This is a genomic window from Marinobacter sp. CHS3-4, from assembly GCF_030053415.1.
Taxonomy (GTDB): domain Bacteria; phylum Pseudomonadota; class Gammaproteobacteria; order Pseudomonadales; family Oleiphilaceae; genus Marinobacter.
Map to the genome: position 1 here is coordinate 1,102,613 of NZ_JASGBJ010000002.1, position 15,946 is coordinate 1,118,558.

13 protein-coding genes are annotated in these 15,946 nt (G+C 54.9%); 5 read left to right on the top strand and 8 right to left on the bottom strand.

Translation table 11 applies throughout. The annotated features are described in order from the left end of the window. Positions 1–41 precede the first annotated feature (41 nt). The 3 genes from QLQ17_RS12965 (at position 42) to QLQ17_RS12975 (ending at position 4,554) form a co-directional block, all read left to right on the top strand. Entirely contained in the window at positions 42–1,319 is a 1,278-nt protein-coding gene (locus tag QLQ17_RS12965) for an HlyC/CorC family transporter (RefSeq protein ID WP_283209995.1), read from the top strand. 163 nt (positions 1,320–1,482) lie between these two features. Further along, positions 1,483–3,708 (top strand): DUF1631 domain-containing protein, encoded by a 2,226-nt coding sequence (locus QLQ17_RS12970; protein ID WP_283209996.1) that lies wholly within the window; start codon positions 1,483–1,485, stop codon positions 3,706–3,708. Between the two features lie 54 nt (positions 3,709–3,762). Then, positions 3,763–4,554: a TonB C-terminal domain-containing protein gene (locus QLQ17_RS12975; protein WP_283209997.1), complete on the top strand. Its 792-nt coding sequence runs from the start codon at positions 3,763–3,765 to the stop codon at positions 4,552–4,554. 8 nt (positions 4,555–4,562) lie between these two features. Here QLQ17_RS12975 and grxD read toward each other — a convergent pair whose 3' ends face one another. Further along, on the bottom strand, positions 4,563–4,889 hold the full coding sequence (gene grxD, locus QLQ17_RS12980; RefSeq protein ID WP_283209998.1) for a Grx4 family monothiol glutaredoxin: 327 nt from the start codon (positions 4,887–4,889) through the stop codon (positions 4,563–4,565). A 171-nt stretch (positions 4,890–5,060) separates the two neighbouring features. Here grxD and argF point away from each other — a divergent pair, with 171 nt between their 5' ends. Further along, complete coding sequence (argF, locus tag QLQ17_RS12985; RefSeq protein WP_283209999.1) at positions 5,061–5,972, top strand: ornithine carbamoyltransferase; 912 nt, start codon at positions 5,061–5,063, stop codon at positions 5,970–5,972. 4 nt (positions 5,973–5,976) lie between these two features. Further along, on the top strand, positions 5,977–7,047 hold the full coding sequence (locus tag QLQ17_RS12990; RefSeq protein WP_283210000.1) for an ABC transporter ATP-binding protein: 1,071 nt from the start codon (positions 5,977–5,979) through the stop codon (positions 7,045–7,047). A gap of 36 nt (positions 7,048–7,083) precedes the next feature. Here the strand turns inward: QLQ17_RS12990 and glpK are convergent, their stop codons facing one another. From glpK to QLQ17_RS13025, 7 genes are all read right to left on the bottom strand, one after another. Continuing rightward, positions 7,084–8,565: a glycerol kinase GlpK gene (glpK, locus tag QLQ17_RS12995; protein WP_283210001.1), complete on the bottom strand. Its 1,482-nt coding sequence runs from the start codon at positions 8,563–8,565 to the stop codon at positions 7,084–7,086. A gap of 283 nt (positions 8,566–8,848) precedes the next feature. Continuing rightward, positions 8,849–10,423: an ATP-binding protein gene (locus tag QLQ17_RS13000; protein WP_283210002.1), complete on the bottom strand. Its 1,575-nt coding sequence runs from the start codon at positions 10,421–10,423 to the stop codon at positions 8,849–8,851. A 58-nt stretch (positions 10,424–10,481) separates the two neighbouring features. Next, positions 10,482–11,219 carry a response regulator gene (locus QLQ17_RS13005; protein WP_283210003.1) on the bottom strand — a complete coding sequence of 246 codons (738 nt, stop codon included), beginning with the start codon at positions 11,217–11,219 and terminating at the stop codon, positions 10,482–10,484. A gap of 289 nt (positions 11,220–11,508) precedes the next feature. Continuing rightward, on the bottom strand, positions 11,509–11,967 hold the full coding sequence (locus QLQ17_RS13010) for an FKBP-type peptidyl-prolyl cis-trans isomerase (protein WP_283210004.1): 459 nt from the start codon (positions 11,965–11,967) through the stop codon (positions 11,509–11,511). Further along, on the bottom strand, positions 11,967–14,177 hold the full coding sequence (locus tag QLQ17_RS13015) for an acetyl-CoA hydrolase/transferase C-terminal domain-containing protein (protein WP_283210005.1): 2,211 nt from the start codon (positions 14,175–14,177) through the stop codon (positions 11,967–11,969). Before QLQ17_RS13015 ends, QLQ17_RS13010 begins: the two co-directional genes overlap by 1 nt. Positions 14,178–14,328: 151 nt before the next feature. After that, complete coding sequence (locus QLQ17_RS13020) at positions 14,329–14,643, bottom strand: hypothetical protein (RefSeq protein WP_283210006.1); 315 nt, start codon at positions 14,641–14,643, stop codon at positions 14,329–14,331. Positions 14,644–14,832: 189 nt separating this feature from the next. Beyond that, positions 14,833–15,870, bottom strand: a complete 1,038-nt coding sequence (locus QLQ17_RS13025; protein WP_283210007.1) for an NADP(H)-dependent aldo-keto reductase — start codon at positions 15,868–15,870, stop codon at positions 14,833–14,835. Positions 15,871–15,946: the final 76 nt, after the last annotated feature.

Genomic DNA, 15,946 nt, shown 5'->3' on the forward strand with positions numbered 1-15,946 from the left:
CACCAACTTAGCTTCATCTCTGCTTTAGAAGGACGCTTTTCTTGAACGAAACATCGCTTACCGCGCTGTTTGTCATTCTGGTTTGCCTGATTCTGTTGTCCGGCTTCTTCTCCAGTTCGGAAACCGGCATGATGTCCCTCAACCGCTACCGCCTCAAGCACATGGCCAAAACCGGCCATAAAGGCGCGAAGCGGGCACAATCGCTGCTCAACCGAACAGACCAGCTGATCGGCGTCATCCTGATCGGCAACAACTTCGTCAACATTCTCGCTTCCTCTATTGCGACCGTCATCGCCATCCGCATCTGGGGCGACGCCGGTATTGCAATCGCCACGATTCTACTGACCATTGTTATTCTGATTTTCGCAGAGGTTACCCCGAAAACGCTGGCTGCCCTTTTCCCCGAGAAAATCGCCTTTCCTGCCAGCTACATACTTGGGCCGCTACTGAAAATTCTGTACCCCGTGGTCTGGTCGGTTAACCTGTTTACCGGCGCAATTCTGAAAGTGATTGGCGTCTCGGCAACCGACGCAGCCAGCGACCACCTGAGCCGTGAAGAACTCCGCACCCTGGTCAATGAGGCCGGCGCCCTGATACCCGCCAAGCACAAGGATATGCTGGTCAGCATCCTGGACCTGGAGAAAGTCACGGTGAACGACATCATGGTGCCCAGAAATGAAGTGGTCGGCATCGACCTGGAAGACGACCTGGAAACTATTTTGCGTCAGATCCGAAGCAGCCAGCATACTCGCATGCCTGTTTTCAAAGGCGACATCAATAACATCCAGGGGGTTCTCCACCTGCGCAACGCCACCAAACTGCTTCAACAGGAAGAGATCAACAAAGCCATGCTGATGCAGCTTTGCCGGGAGCCCTATTTCATTCCGGAAAGCACCCCGCTCAACACCCAGTTGATCAATTTTCAGAAAGCGAAAAGACGATTTGGCATGGTCGTCGACGAGTACGGCGACTTGCTCGGTCTGGCGACGCTGGAAGACATCCTGGAGGAGATCGTTGGTGAATTCACCACCGATTATGCGTCGACCAGTCCGGACATCATTCCTCAGGCGGACGGCACCTTTATTATCGACGGCACAACCGCAGTGCGCACGATCAATAAAACTCTTGGCTGGAAGTTCCCCCTGGATGGCCCGAAAACCCTAAATGGACTGATCACCGAGACCCTGGAAAACATCCCCGACACCAACGTCTGCCTTAAAGTCAGTGGGCACAGGGTCGAAGTCCTTCAAATCAAGGACAATGTCGTCAAGGCAGCCATCGTTCACCCGAAAAAGCGTAAGAAACGAACGTCACACTAAGGTACAGTTCGTTTTTTGTGCACCCGGTAGACGGTTTACTACATTTTGTTCACACTAACTTGTGTTACCGTGTGTAAAAATAGGGTAGATTAGAAAAAATAAAAACGATTGTTTAAAGTTTGCTCGGTTTTGTATCCGGTTGAGGCGTACACAGGAGTCGGCCATGAATAAGCAGTCCGGCATACATTTTCTCCGCGAACACCGGGAGGCAGGAAGCTCTGGCTCCTTGCCAACCGAGGTTGTGAGAATTCGGGACACGGTTGTCGCCGGTCTCGGAGATTTGTTGCAAGGAGCCTTCGACGCGGTAGATGATTCGCTATTCGAGCTAGCGAACAACGCCCGGAGCAACAACGAGCAAAACCGCTACTTTGAAGCAATGCGCGAAATCCGCATCAAGCGGAAGGGCGTCGAACGCCATTTTCAGAACGCGGTCGGCCAGCTTTTCGCCAATCCGCCTCAAAGTGGACATACCTCCCCCGAAGAACTGAGTTCAACCCCTACAAGCGCAGACAGCCTGTCGCTGGTCGGTGACGATGACCTGGAAGAACAGGTTGCACTGAATGGGATGATCACCAAATCCAAGGTGCATTTTCAGGGGCCACTGCTTCAGCTGCAGGCACGATTCAGCGAAATCTATCCGAACGTCGACGAAGAGACACCCGTCAACCCAATGGCGCCAGAACACCTCTGCAGCGCCTTTGTTGAAGCCATTCAGGCGTTGGAAATCCAGATTCGCGAACGCCTGATCCTGCTGAAACAATTTGATCGTTACGTAGTTTCCAACCTGGGCATGCTGCTGGATGAAGCCAACCGCATACTGATTCAGGCAGGCATCATCCCGAACTTCCGCTATCACGGCAAAGCCGGTAAACAGCACGAAAAAAGCTCTCAGACCGGCGCCGCGGGCGAACAGGGACAGGACGCTTCACCGGAGTCTGTTCAGGGGGAAGCACAGGGCCATCACGAGGGCGCCATGTTCGAGCAGATTCGCCAGATGCTGGCGATGCAGCGCTCCAACACCGGCCAGGTACCAAGATCCTCTGACCCGAACCTACACGTGATTGGTGGGGCCGAGCTGGTCGGGCTACTGAGCAATATGCCCCAGCAGTCCCCGGACATTCGGAACTACGACAATCTGAGCGAGGGATCGCCGACAGTGGTCGACCTTCGCTCGGCCGTTGAACAACTTCTGGCACAAAGCGCTCCCGCCAACGATGGCAAAAAGCCCGCGCTGAACGAAATGGACGAGGATCTGATTAACCTCGTTTCCATGCTGTTTGAGTTCATTCTTGATGACTACAACCTGTCAGCACCGGTTCAGGTGCTGATCAGCCGTCTTCAGATTCCCATTCTGAAAGTTGTCATCAAAGATAGAACCTTCTTCAGCAAGGCAACTCACCCGGCACGCCGACTGCTCAACAGTCTGGCCCGCGCAGGTATCGGCTGGAGTGATAGCGATGAGAAGACGCGGGACAAGCTATACGATCAGATTCATTCAACCGTGGCCCGCATTCTCAACGAGTTTGACGGCGATATTGCTCTGTTCGAAACCCTGAACGAAGAGTTTGAGCAATTCCTGGCCAGAGAGAATCGCAAGTCCTCACTGGTCGAGCAACGGACTCGTGAATCAGAGCGCGGCCGGATCAAATCCCAGAAAGCGCAGGAAACCGTCGACAAACTGCTTCAAACCAAGCTTTCCCGCTACAAGCTGAAAGAGTCGATCCGCAACATTCTGCTGAATGGCTGGAGCCGGGTGATGTTTCTGGCCTACCTGCGGGACGATGTGGAACATCGCTGGGCGCAGACAGTCCGCGTGGTTGATGATCTGATCTGGTGCCTCCATCCGCATCAGGAAGACGAGGAGCGCGACCAGTGGGTTCGAGTTGTACCGGGTCTGCTTAAATCGTTGCGAGCCGGGCTTGAAGAAGTATCCTACAACTCATCCAAACTGGATGAGATGATGGCAGACCTCAAGCACGAACTGACGGAGGCCTTCCGCGCGAATGCCCTGGCAGAGGCCATGGAGGATACCCCGGAACCTGAAGAGGAAGAGGTCAAGTCCACACAAACGGCCATCGAACGCCAGCAAGAGATTGAGAACGCGGCCATTGCCGAGCACCTCGCCCAGGTAGATGCGATCGAAATCGGTAACTGGGTGGAATTCAACCTCGTCAACGGCGCCAGCTTTCGCTGTAAGCTGTCGGCGATCATCGAAGAAGCGGAATGCTTTGTCTTCGTCAATCGCATGGGGCTGAAAGTCATTGAGAAGACTCGCTCTGATCTCGCCCACGAATTGCGCAGAGGACGATTGACGGTTCTGGAACAGGGCGCCCTGATTGATCGCGCACTGGATGCCGTTGTTGGCAGTTTGCGGAGCAAGGCTGGATAAGCTAGCCTGCTCCGCCGTTCTGCCTTAACCGCACTCAGGAGTCATCAAGGGTCAATGCTGAAGTATGGCAAGGATATCGGTCTTCCGGAGACCTACCGGATCACCCTGGCACTTTCCATTGCCTTTCTGGCTCACACATTGCTGGTGGCGGTGTTTCCCTTCGATTTGCCAGAGCACCATCACAATCCGGTGACCGTGGAAGTGCGGTTGACTCCGCTGGGCAGTACGCCCTCTCGCGAGCAAGCCGCCTCCCGTGCCGAAGCCGCGCCGATTGCCACCCCCTTCGCGATCGACGAACCGGCACCGGAGTCCAGCGAACCCGAGACGGTGTCTACCGTGCAAGACCAGGCACCGATCACCCCCGAACCCACCAGCGACCCGCTTTCGTCTCCGACTGAGAGCAGCAACGCCCGGACTCAACCCCGGCGAGAGACATCCTCATCCATCAGCGCCCTCGCTTCAACGCTGAGCGCCGCCGGGGGGCCACAACAACCAACCGAGGCCGCAGAGCCAGAACGCGTTACCCAGAGATCGACGAAGCCCACGGAAGAGACGGCCTACCGGGCACTCCTGGCGCGAAATATAAGCGAGAATGGCGGCGTTTCCGTAAAAGAGTTTCTGACACTGGATATCAAAGAGGGGGAGGCACGAACGGTATGGCTGCAGCTTCGATTGATGGGCAATGGCACCCTCATCGATGCACGGGTCAGCCAACCATCGGGCAATAAAAAACTAGATTTGCTGGCTTACAAAGCAGCTCTGTATGCAAATCCCTACCCAGAACCACCGGACGCCCTGAAGCGCCAGCGGTGGTTCAGCGTAGAGCTAAAAACGGGTGACTTCTGAGGAGGGGATCAGGCTTCTGCCTGCTTGGCAGCCGCTTTGACCTGCTCGGCCAACTCGCCGCTTTCTGACATTTCCAGGATGATGTCACAGCCACCAACCAGCTCACCGTTGATGTACAGCTGCGGGTAAGTCGGCCAGCTTGAGTAGACCTTCAAAGCTTCACGCAGTTCCTGGTTGTCCAGAATATTGACGAACGCAAAACGCTCACCACACGCCATCAGCGCCTGGGACGTTTTGGCAGAAAAACCACACTGCGGCTGCTGCGGGGTGCCCTTCATGTAGAGAATGATTGGGTTTTCTTCAAGCTGGTTCTTGATCGTTTCGTTGATATCCATTAACTGAATCCTCGCACATACATCGTGGGTTGCCCTTCGGCAACGACTTGCCTCTAATTGTACACGGCTCGAACGATGCAAACCAAACCACCGCAACGCACCAGCCTGTAGCGTTGTCATAAAACCACTGAAGGGCTAGACTTGTGCCCCTTTGCAAAGAAGGGCCATTTCATGGCAAGACACTTTCTCACCCTCAATGACCTGACGCCACAAGAACTCGATGCGGTGGTCGACCACGCGTCGAAGCTGCGTAATGAATGGCGCCAGGGCAAAATTCGAGACACCCTGAGGAACCGGGTTCTGGCGATGATTTTTGAAAAATCATCCACCCGGACGCGCGTGTCTTTTGAAGCAGGCATGACTCAACTTGGCGGATCCGCTCTTTTCCTTTCACCACGAGATACCCAATTAGGGCGTGGAGAACCGGTGGAAGATTCTGCCATCGTCATCTCAAGCATGGTCGATGCGGTGATGATCCGGACATTTGATCACGATACCGTTGAAACATTCGCTGCTTCATCCAGCAAACCTGTCATCAACGCATTGACGGACGACTACCACCCCTGCCAGCTACTGGCTGACATGCAGACCTTCCGTGAGCATCGCGGCAGCATCCGCGGCGCTACGGTGACCTGGGTTGGTGACGGTAACAACATGTGCCACTCCTATATGAACGCGGCGGCCCAGTTTGACTTCAATCTCCGTATTGCCTGCCCCGAGGGCTACGATCCGGATCCGAATTTGCTGCAGGCTCATGCCGATCGCGTTGAAGTTGTCCGTGACCCGGTCGAAGCCGCCCGTGGATCACACCTTCTGGTCACTGATGTCTGGGCATCGATGGGACAGGAAGATGAGCAGAAAGCCCGTGAGAAAGCGTTTCAGGAATACCAGATCAGTCCCGCACTGATGCAGGTTGCCGATAAACAGGCCTTATTCATGCATTGTCTTCCGGCCCACCGTGGTGAGGAAATTTCGGCGGACATGATGGAACATAAAAGCTCTGTGGTTTGGGACGAGGCCGAAAACCGCCTGCATGCCCAGAAAGCCTTGCTTGAATTTCTGATTCTCAATCGGCTGGATTAACCCAATGATGCAGAGTCTGAACCAGGCTGACGACTGGCTACTTGAAGTCAACAACATGTCTTGTGGCTATGGCGACGGCTCTGTCGTCAAGGACGTCAGTTTTGCGCTCAGCCACGGCGATATTGGCTGCCTTCTTGGCCCCAGCGGGTGCGGGAAAAGCACCATACTGCGGGCGCTGGCAGGGTTTCTGCCACTGAACACCGGGGAAATTTCGCTCCAGGGTACGTCAATCAGTTTGCCTGGCAAGACACTGGCACCAGAAAAACGTCGCATCGGCATGGTGTTTCAGGACTATGCGCTTTTCCCCCACCTCACCATTGCCGAAAACGTGGGGTTTGGGTTGCGTAGCGAAAGCCGGTCCGAGAAAAAGCAAAAGGTGGCTGAACTGCTGGAAGTGGTTCATCTGCAAGATCTGGCAAACAACTACCCTCATGAACTGTCAGGAGGCCAACAGCAACGGGTTGCTCTTGCCCGGGCCCTTGCGCCCGAACCTACTCTGATTCTGCTGGACGAACCTTTTTCAAATCTGGACGCAGATTTGCGGCGACGCCTGAGCCTGGACGTTCGGGAGATACTAAAGACCCTGGGAATCAGCGCCATTCTGGTCACCCATGACCAGCAGGAAGCCTTCGCCATGTGTGATCAGGTGGCCGTACTGAAAGATGGCGGCATCCAACAGTGGGACGTGCCCTATAACCTCTATCACGAGCCAGCCAATCGTTTTGTGGCCGGCTTTGTTGGTCAGGGAGGCTTTATTCCGGGAAAAACTCTGGGGCCAGACACCATTGAATCAGAGCTCGGCGTCATTCGCGGCAACCGGGCTTATCGCTGGGAAACCGGTACGTTGGTAGACGTACTGATACGCCCGGACGACATCGTTTACGACGCCGATTCTGACCTCAAGCCCAAGGTCGTGGAGAAAACCTTCGCTGGAACCTCAACGCTCTACCGATTCCGTTGCTCTGAAGACACAGAGTTTGAAGCCCTGTTCCGCAGTCATCTGGATTTCCATCTGGGCGAATACGTGCCGGTCCGGGTTGAAGCCGATCACTTGATCGCTTTCGAAAGAACCTGAGCAGTAGCGTGTAAGCCTGCCCAGGCTCCGCCGGGCTCAGTTGTTACAAACTCGCTCGATGGCATCTAGCCACCCGGAGTAAAGCGATTCGCGCAGCATGGGTTTCATTGAAGGCTCAAAACAGTGCTCCCGTTCCCACAGGTCAGCGATTTCTTCCAGGCTCTCATACACACCGCTTTGCAAACCTGCCAGATAGGCCGCGCCGAGCGCCGTGGTCTCGGTCACTCGGGGACGCTCAACCGGCACGTTCAGAATATCTGCGAGGAACTGCATTACCCAGTCGTTTACCACCATGCCGCCATCCACCCGCAGGGATTTCAACGACGTACCGTCATTCTGAATGGCTCGAACCAGATCCTTGGTCTGGTAACACACCGACTGCAACCCGGCGGTGACTATCTCGGCGATACCGGTGTCACGGGTCAGCCCCATGATGGCACCCCGTGCGTGCGGGTCCCAGTGCGGAGCACCAAGCCCTGTGAATGCAGGCACCAGATATACCGGGTTCTCTACGCCAACCTCCAAAGCATACCTGGAGGACTCACTGGCGTGACTGATCAGTTTCAGACCATCTCGCAACCACTGCATGGCGGCGCCAGCCACAAAGATGCTTCCTTCCATGGCGTAGCAGGGCTTGCCATTCAGGCGATAGGCCATGGTGGTCAGTAACCGGTTTTCCGAACGAGGCGCTTCAGACCCTGTATTCACCACCAAGAAACATCCGGTGCCGTAGGTGCTTTTGGCCATTCCGGGCTTAAAACAGGCCTGACCAATCAGTGCTGCATGCTGATCACCGGCAATACCGGACACAGGAACCGGCTTACCCAGCCACTCCGGTAACGTGGTGCCAAAATCGGCGGCAGAATCCAACACCTCAGGCAGCAAGGAACGGGGAATCCGGAACAATGACAGCAGCTCATCGTCCCAATCCTGAGTGTGGATGTTGAAAATCGCCGTTCGCGAGGCATTGGTTGCGTCAGTTCGATGGACCTTTCCGCCGGTCAGGTTCCAGAGCAGCCAGCTATCGACCGTGCCAAAAGCCAGTTCACCGGCCTCTGCCCTGCCCCGCAGCCCGTCGACGTTATCCAGAATCCAGGCAATCTTGGTTCCGGAAAAGTAAGGATCAATCAACAGACCGGTCTTTTCGACCACCTTGTCTTCATGCCCATCAGACTTGAGCTTGGTGCACCAGGAAGCGGTACGGCGATCCTGCCATACGATGGCTCGATACACGGGTTTTCCGGTTGCACGATCCCAGAGAATGGTCGTTTCACGCTGGTTGGTAATACCAATGCCGGCAATTGAGGAAGCATCAATGCCGGACGTTTCCAGGGCTTCCCTGCAAACGGACAACGTACTTTCCCAGATCTCGTCAGCGTCGTGCTCTACCCAGCCGTCTTTGGGAAAATACTGTTTGAACTCCTGCTGAGCGGTGGCTATGGACTTTCCGGAAGTATCGAAAACAATAGCACGGGAACTGGTGGTTCCCTGGTCAATGGCAAGCAGATACTGCGGCATTGGACGAATCCTTTCAGTTATTCGGCGTCTTTGTTGTTCGAAGCCTGAATTTTCTCAAAGGACGGTGAAGAACGCTATGACAAACGCCAAGGTAAAACCCTAAGACAAAAAAAAGGGCCGGTAAACCGGCCCTCAAAATGACGAATGAAACAAGGAAAGTTCGTAAGAACTACAACCTCAAAAGTCATCCCTTACACCGCCAGTATCTAATCACAGCTCGCTCATGTCCGTTTAGGTTATGTAGACGATGTGTAACATTCGGTGAGAAATCGCAGACGATCGGTCAAAGAGACGGCTCGATCGGTTTCTTACGCGGCCACACCAGGCTGAATTTTGCTCCTCCGAGCGCTTCGCTTCGGCTGACAAATGCCTGGCCGCCATGCCAGTAAAGAATTCTTCGCACTATCGACAGGCCAAGGCCATAGCCGCCCGAGGTTCGAGTGCGGCTATCATCCAGCCTGGCAAAGGCCGTAAAAACCTTCTCCCAATCCTCTTCGGGCACACCCGGGCCGTCGTCTTCCACATCGACCCGGCAGTTGTCTTCGTCCAATTGGCAATGAACGCGCACACGATTGGCCGCATAGCGCGCCCCATTACCCACCAGGTTCTGTATGGCCCGGTGGATATAGCGTGGTTCTAAGTCTGACATCGCCCAGTGTTCGGATTCTTCATCAATGTCAGCCTCGATGACATGCTCTGTCCGAATCATCTGCTGCTCACTGACGACCTGTCTCACGATGTCAGTAACCGAACACTCCTGAAGCGCGAACACCGGCCCGCCCTGCTCCAGGCGGGCGTATGTCAGGATTTCGTCGATCAACTCGTCCAGTTCCTGAATGTCCCCATCAATGCCATCGAGCTGCTTCTGAAGGGCCTCCGGGTCTGAAGTGCCTTCAATCATCTGGACCCCGAACCGGATACGCGCAACTGGTGTGCGCAATTCGTGAGACACCGCATGGATCATTTCCCGCTGCACACCGACCAGCCGCTGAATATGCTCCGCCATGCCGTTAAATGCTCCGGCAAGTCGCGACACCAGACGGCTGTCGGTGGTCTCAACCCGGGCTCCCATTTCACCCCGCGCGATACGAATCGCCACCGACTCCACGGCTCGCAAGTTGCTATCCACCTCTCGCATGGCGACATAGAGCGCCAGCGCCAGCACACTGCCACCAACAAGAAAAAGTAACCCAAGCACTGGCCATGCCCATTGATCGAAAGGCTCAGACGTTGCCAGATCAATCAGCGTGCCGTCTTCCAAACGAATCAGCACATTGGCGCGACCGTTCGAGGCATTCTGGTAGAGCGACAACCCACGGGAAGACACCCGTCCCAGCACGTCCGAGTCAGGAACCGCATCCGGCTCCTGAATGGTGGACAGCGTGACATCGAGAGACTGCGATAGCTGCTCCATCGCCTGATCACGACTTTCCGAGGGAATCCCGCTCAGGTGCCAACGCGCTATGAGACCAAGGGCTTCTGCAACATCGCTGTAAAGGTCACGGAATCGCATTCGAAGGACTTGCCCTTCGTCATCCCTGATCATCACTTGCTGCCCGATACTGGTGTCCACCGCGACAACCTGACCGTAGGCGAGGCGTTCCAGAGTAACGTCCGATACCGCGACGTCATCCGGGTCAAGTGCCTGGAAATCATAGGTCGATGATAGCCAGTGGTATTGCTGTCGAGCGTTGGGCGTGGACGCGATCCATTGCATGAGCGGCCCGGCATAACGTTCCTGCCAGTACTGCTCACGAACCGAATTCACCCCGACAAACAAGGCCACACAGAAGAGGATGATCAGGATGGTCAAGCCAATAAGGCGGGCGTATAGCTTTAGAAAAAACTTGAAGGGCATTCTATAAACCCTGGCAATGAACGCTGGCCTTTCCAGGCCAGCGCCAGAGACTGGATAGTCAGGCTTCCTTTACGAACAGGTAACCTTTACTGCGAACCGTCTTGATGCGCCTGGGATGGATCGGATCGTCCCCGATCTTCGGACGAATCCTCGACACCCGGACGTCGATAGAGCGATCCTGGCCATCGTACTCAATGCCTCTCAGAGCCGTAAAAATCTCTTCACGGCTCAACACACGACCGGCATTGCTGGATAACAGCCAGAGCAAGTCAAACTCGGCGCTGGTGAGGTCGATGCTGTCATCATTCAGCCAGGCTTCACGCATTGAGCGGTCAACCACCAGGTCATTGAACTGAAGACGGACCGGTTCCTCAGTGAGGCCTTCCTCGGCCGCAATCGTGCCGGTTTCGGTCACCCGGCGTAGCAAAGCGCGAATACGGGCCAGCAGTACCCGTGGCTTGACTGGTTTACCAACGTAATCGTCTGCACCCATCTCAAGACCCAATACCTGGTCGAGATCGTCGGTGCGAGCCGTCAGCATTATGATCGGACCGGTGTAATGAGGTCTTACCCGGCGACAGATTGACAGGCCGTCTTCTCCAGGGAGCATCAGGTCCAGCACAACCAGATCGGGCTGCTCGTTGCGGATGCGCTCGACTGCGTTTCCACCATGAGTTTCAAGAGACACTGTCAGGCCATTGCTTTCCAGATACTCCCGGGTCAGCTCTGCCAGCCTTTCATCATCTTCGACTATAAGAATCCGCCAACTTTCGTTCGTCTGTTCCACGCCGTCCATCTCTGCTGTTGTTATTTGGATTTCCCTGCACGAACTGCTGTGTATCTGACGATACAGGCTACGTCTTGTTACAGCAATTATACATGCTTTTCAGAAATATACATGGAACCCACCTCCCGTTACACCCCGGAGATCTCTTGCTTCCTCACGCCAGCCGTCATTGTGATCATAGCCTTGTCTGGAATTTACAATGAGACAAAGACATCTATGGCGACTTGTGCGGGAACCGCCACCCTCGAAGAGACCATCTTGGATGGGGTCAATAAAACCCGGAATGGGGACCTGACTATCAATCCAGAGGATACCCGGCAGCTACTTCCTCATCCGTGGCTTCGCGCTTCTCGATGATTTCCAGATCGAAATACAGGGTAAACCCGGCGAGTGGGTGGTTGGCATCCACTTTAATGAGATTGCCGTCGATCGACACGACCTGCACAACCTGGGCTTCATCCCCGGTATTGGTCTGAAATTTCATGCCTACCTGAAGATTCTCGACACCTTCGAACATCGAGCGCGGCACCTTGCGAATGAGCTCGGGGTTGTGTTCGCCGTAGGCCATGGACGGTGGTACGGTCACCTCCAGACAGTCGCCCACATTACGGTCTTTAACCGCTTCCTGAATTCCGGCTATCACGCCAGAACCGCCCAGCACAAAGTGCAAAGGCTCGCTACCCTCAGACGTGTCGACCAATTCGCCCAGTTTGTTCTTGAGCACGTAGTGAACCGTGTATACCGCTGGTTTTTGCATCAGGTTGGCTGGTTTCCTGTATTTGATGGGGTTTGAATCAGATCAAGGCCGTGAATCAATAGTTTCTGATCAAGGGTCTCCCGCAACCCTTTCGGGTTGTCCAGGTTCATTCGCTGCAGCAGCGAGGCGTAACGCCCCTGTTCATCACTGGCCTTTATCGCCCGCCAGAGCGCCGCCATTTTACCACGACGAGTTGCCGTTGCAGCCTTTAGACCCTTAAGGGCTTTCCCCAATGTCAGTTCCTGATCTGTAAAATCGCAACCAAAAGGAAAGGCCGGAAACACATCGCCACCGCCAGCAGACTGAACCAGGCTCTTGATTCTCTCCGGAGTGTTGTTTCGCCAGCCCAACGGCATCTGAAAGGCAGGATCCACTTTCCCGGCCTTTTTCGCCTGCGCAAGCAGGGATTCCTGAAAGCGCGAATCCGCAATGCGAATCAACCGCAGGTAGACCTGTTCATCCGGCTGACCACGAAGATCGGCAATACCGTACTCAGTGATCACAATATCCCGAAGATGCCTGGGGATGGTGCAGTGCCCGTAATTGAACACCAGGTTCGACACTGTCTTATGACCTGACTTCCGGGTGCTGCGAAGACAGATAATGGATCGCGCCCCAGGCAACTCATGGGCCATGGCAACGAAGTTGTATTGCCCGCCAACACCGCTCACCACACGGCCGTCCTCCAGGCCATCCGATACCGCAGCGCCGTTGAGGGTATGCATCATTGCCGTGTTAATGAAGCGGCTGTGGGCCCGCTGCGCCGCCTTCAAGCGCTGATTGCCAAAGGCATGATCATAAAGATGATTGATGAAGTTCACACTGGTCATACTGATGCGCTGGCGATCCTCTGGACTCAGATCGCGCAGCTTCTGGTAAAAAGAAGCCGGGCCCACGTAAAAGCCACCGTGGATAACAATGCCACCCGTGAGCTTCTTGCCCAGCGCCAGCGCCGATATCGCCTCTCGTGAGGCCTTCGCATCCAGATCCGGCTCAAGAGACTGCTCTCCGATTCTTAGCCGGCCGCCCTTGTACTCCACGTCCGAACGGAATATGCCGTAGCCTCGTAGCAAAGCAACATCACGGGCCCGCAACGGGGAGTCGATCAGGTCCTCCGCGTGCAGCACATCCAGCGTGTCAAGAGACACGTCCGGCTCGATACGCCCCTGGTTGATCAGTTCCTGCAATTCGGCATTATTGTAGACTTCCCGATGAATGACGCCGGCCTCAAGCAAGTGAATAAAGCCGTCCACCATCATCTCGCTGCAACCATAGAGTCCCTTTTCAAAGGGATCCACTCCACCCAATGACTCCACGACGGGAAAATTGGCAGCAACGGCCAGCTGATCATAAACCGCTTTCCAGTGGGCATTGTGCTGATGCCGCAGAATAGCGTTATGCACCAATGCAGAACCGAGGGAACCAATGCCAACCTGAAGGGTTCCGCCGTCCTTGAGCAAGGTGCTGGCATAGAACCCGATCAGATGATCTTCCGGGCTGATCGCCATCTGAGGCGCAGAAAACAACGGATAATCCGATCTCGGATGCTCCAGCAGAAGATCGAACTGGCTATCGCTGATTGCTGCACTGTTGCCCAGGAAAGGAAGATGGCGGTTCAGCTCGCCCACAATCGCCACCACATTACCATCCGCTTCCCGCTGTCTGAGCAGTGGCATCAGGTCGAGGGTCAGATCCGGATTGCAGCTGAGGCTCAGCAGCCCCTTGTCTCCGGCTTTGGTAGGCGGCGCCACCAACTGAGCCAGCACATTAACCCCAAGATCCATCAAGTCCCGAACCGCGTGGGTATAGTTGGTGCATACGTAACGTCGCTGCTGGGTCGCGTCGTTCAGAAAGGCCCCCGCTTTGAAGAAAAACTCGGAGACAGTGACATTCGGCGGTAGGCGTTTGCGAATCACATCCCTGGCATAGTCGAGTTCTGGAATATCGCCATAGAGCCGCTCTACAAACGGCTCCATGAATCGCTTTTCAAGGGTCGAAGATCCGCCGGGAGGCGTCAATGACAGCGCCGTGACAATGTGAAGGTTGATACCCGGGTCAGCCTGGGCACGTTCATAAAGAGCATTCACGAATCGGATCGGCTTGCCCAACCCAAGCGGTAAACCCAGCGTGATGTCTTTGCCGACGCGCTGAATCAGTTGATCCACACAGGCCTGGCTGTCATTAAGGGTCAGTGGCATGTCCTTGACCATGAACGAACTCCGTTTTGGCATCAGTTACGATCGTCAGAAACGGATGATCACACGGCTGCCGGGACCAGGCAATGGTCAGGCAATGGACAGACAGAAAATCGGCAATTTGTTGATCGGAAACGGCGGGACGTCGCTTACGCGAGACTGCGAATCAGAAATTCCACTTGAAGTTCAGGCAGGCGCCCTCTTCAAGCAACGCGACACCATGGTCTGGCTGTGCGGGTGCAGACGCGTACTGTCGCTTGTTTGCTTTCTGATCTGAAAAGCCAAGGCTCAGTAGACGTGAACCGATGGCGGCATACATGTCCGACTGCTGGCGTTCAAAGTCGCCCGACATCTCTTCCTGAAGCTGGTAAACATCCTGAACGGGCGTTTCATCGGCAAATACGCGCTCACTCGCTTCGGCGCGAACGACGAAAGCCAGCATATTGAGAACGAGAAGAGCGATAAAAATGCGAATAATCATGATGTTTCTAAGACCTTTAATCGGGCGCGAAGTGTAATGTCGCTTTGGATTAAAGTCTAATAAATCAGGTCGCGAAAAGATGTGATTTTGCACACATTCGCGCCAGCAAGCTGCCGCCCGGGCCAGCCTTTTTTGTCAGAAAAACATCACTTTATGTATCTGAATGTAACCAGACTGACCCGTGCCTGCTTACGGGCACGGGTAGGTGAAGTTCGAGTGCAGCGCCTCAATGTCCGACAGGACCGCTTCATCCAACGTCACTTCGGCCGACTCAATGTTTTCTTCAAGTTGCTCCAGGGACGTTGCACCAATGATATTACTGGTCACAAACTCACGACTGGTGACATAGGCCAGTGCCAGCTGCACCGGAGACAAACCATGCTGTCGGGCCAAATCCACATAGGCCTGTGTGGCCTCAACACCACGCTCGCTGGTGTAACGTGCAAACCGGGTATAAAGCGACAGCCTGGCGCCCTCGGGCCGTTTCCCGCCGAGATATTTTCCTGACAGAACTCCAAAGGCCAGAGGCGAGTATGCCAGCAAGCCTACGTTTTCGCGGCAGGCCATTTCCGCCATGCCAACTTCGAAGGTGCGATTGAGCAGATTGTAAGGGTTCTGAATGCTGGCAATGCGAGGCCAATTACGCTCCCGGGACAATCGCAGATATTCCGAGGTGCCCCAGGGCGTCTCATTGGAAATGCCAATGTGACGAATTTTACCCTCCTCGGCCAGCTCATGAAGTGCTTCCAGGGTTTCTTCGATCGGCGTCGATTGCTCGTTTACTTTGTGCTCGTATCCAAGCTTGCCGAAAAAGTTGGCGTTTCGCTCAGGCCAATGCACCTGATACAAATCGATGTAATCCGTCTGAAGCCGCTTCAGACTGTCCTCGCACGCCTTGCGAACATGGTCTTTGGTTAATCGTGGGCCGTTGCGAAGGTAGGTCAGCCCATTGCCGGGGCCTGACACTTTGGAAGCGATCACCAGATCTTCCCGACGACCCCGTTTCGCCAGCCAGTTACCCAGATAAGTTTCCGTCAGGCCCTGAGTTTCGGCGCGCGGCGGAACCGGATACATTTCGGCCGCATCGATGAAATTGATGCCCCGATCTGTCGCCAGATCCAATTGTTGCGCCGCCTGGCGCTCAGTGTTCTGCTCTCCCCAGGTCATCGTGCCGAGGCATATTTCACTGACGTTGATATCGGTTCTGCCGAGCCTACGGGTATTCATAGATCCTCCGTTGTCGTTCGATCATAGCGCCCTGCCGCTGTCACAGGATTGTCACAGCAATGTCGCGACCCTGTCA

Bases quoted from the DNA above. Each gene is read 5' to 3' on its own strand.
- QLQ17_RS13025 (WP_283210007.1), bottom strand. From the start codon at position 15,870: ATGAATACCCGTAGGCTCGGCAGAACCGATATCAACGTCAGTGAAATA.
- QLQ17_RS13010 (WP_283210004.1), bottom strand. From the start codon at position 11,967: ATGCAAAAACCAGCGGTATACACGGTTCACTACGTGCTCAAGAACAAA.
- QLQ17_RS12975 (WP_283209997.1), top strand. From the start codon at position 3,763: ATGCTGAAGTATGGCAAGGATATCGGTCTTCCGGAGACCTACCGGATC.
- QLQ17_RS13000 (WP_283210002.1), bottom strand. From the start codon at position 10,423: ATGCCCTTCAAGTTTTTTCTAAAGCTATACGCCCGCCTTATTGGCTTG.
- argF (WP_283209999.1), top strand. From the start codon at position 5,061: ATGGCAAGACACTTTCTCACCCTCAATGACCTGACGCCACAAGAACTC.
- QLQ17_RS13015 (WP_283210005.1), bottom strand. From the start codon at position 14,177: ATGGTCAAGGACATGCCACTGACCCTTAATGACAGCCAGGCCTGTGTG.
- QLQ17_RS13005 (WP_283210003.1), bottom strand. From the start codon at position 11,219: ATGGACGGCGTGGAACAGACGAACGAAAGTTGGCGGATTCTTATAGTC.
- QLQ17_RS12970 (WP_283209996.1), top strand. From the start codon at position 1,483: ATGAATAAGCAGTCCGGCATACATTTTCTCCGCGAACACCGGGAGGCA.
- glpK (WP_283210001.1), bottom strand. From the start codon at position 8,565: ATGCCGCAGTATCTGCTTGCCATTGACCAGGGAACCACCAGTTCCCGT.
- QLQ17_RS12990 (WP_283210000.1), top strand. From the start codon at position 5,977: ATGATGCAGAGTCTGAACCAGGCTGACGACTGGCTACTTGAAGTCAAC.
- QLQ17_RS13020 (WP_283210006.1), bottom strand. From the start codon at position 14,643: ATGATTATTCGCATTTTTATCGCTCTTCTCGTTCTCAATATGCTGGCT.
- grxD (WP_283209998.1), bottom strand. From the start codon at position 4,889: ATGGATATCAACGAAACGATCAAGAACCAGCTTGAAGAAAACCCAATC.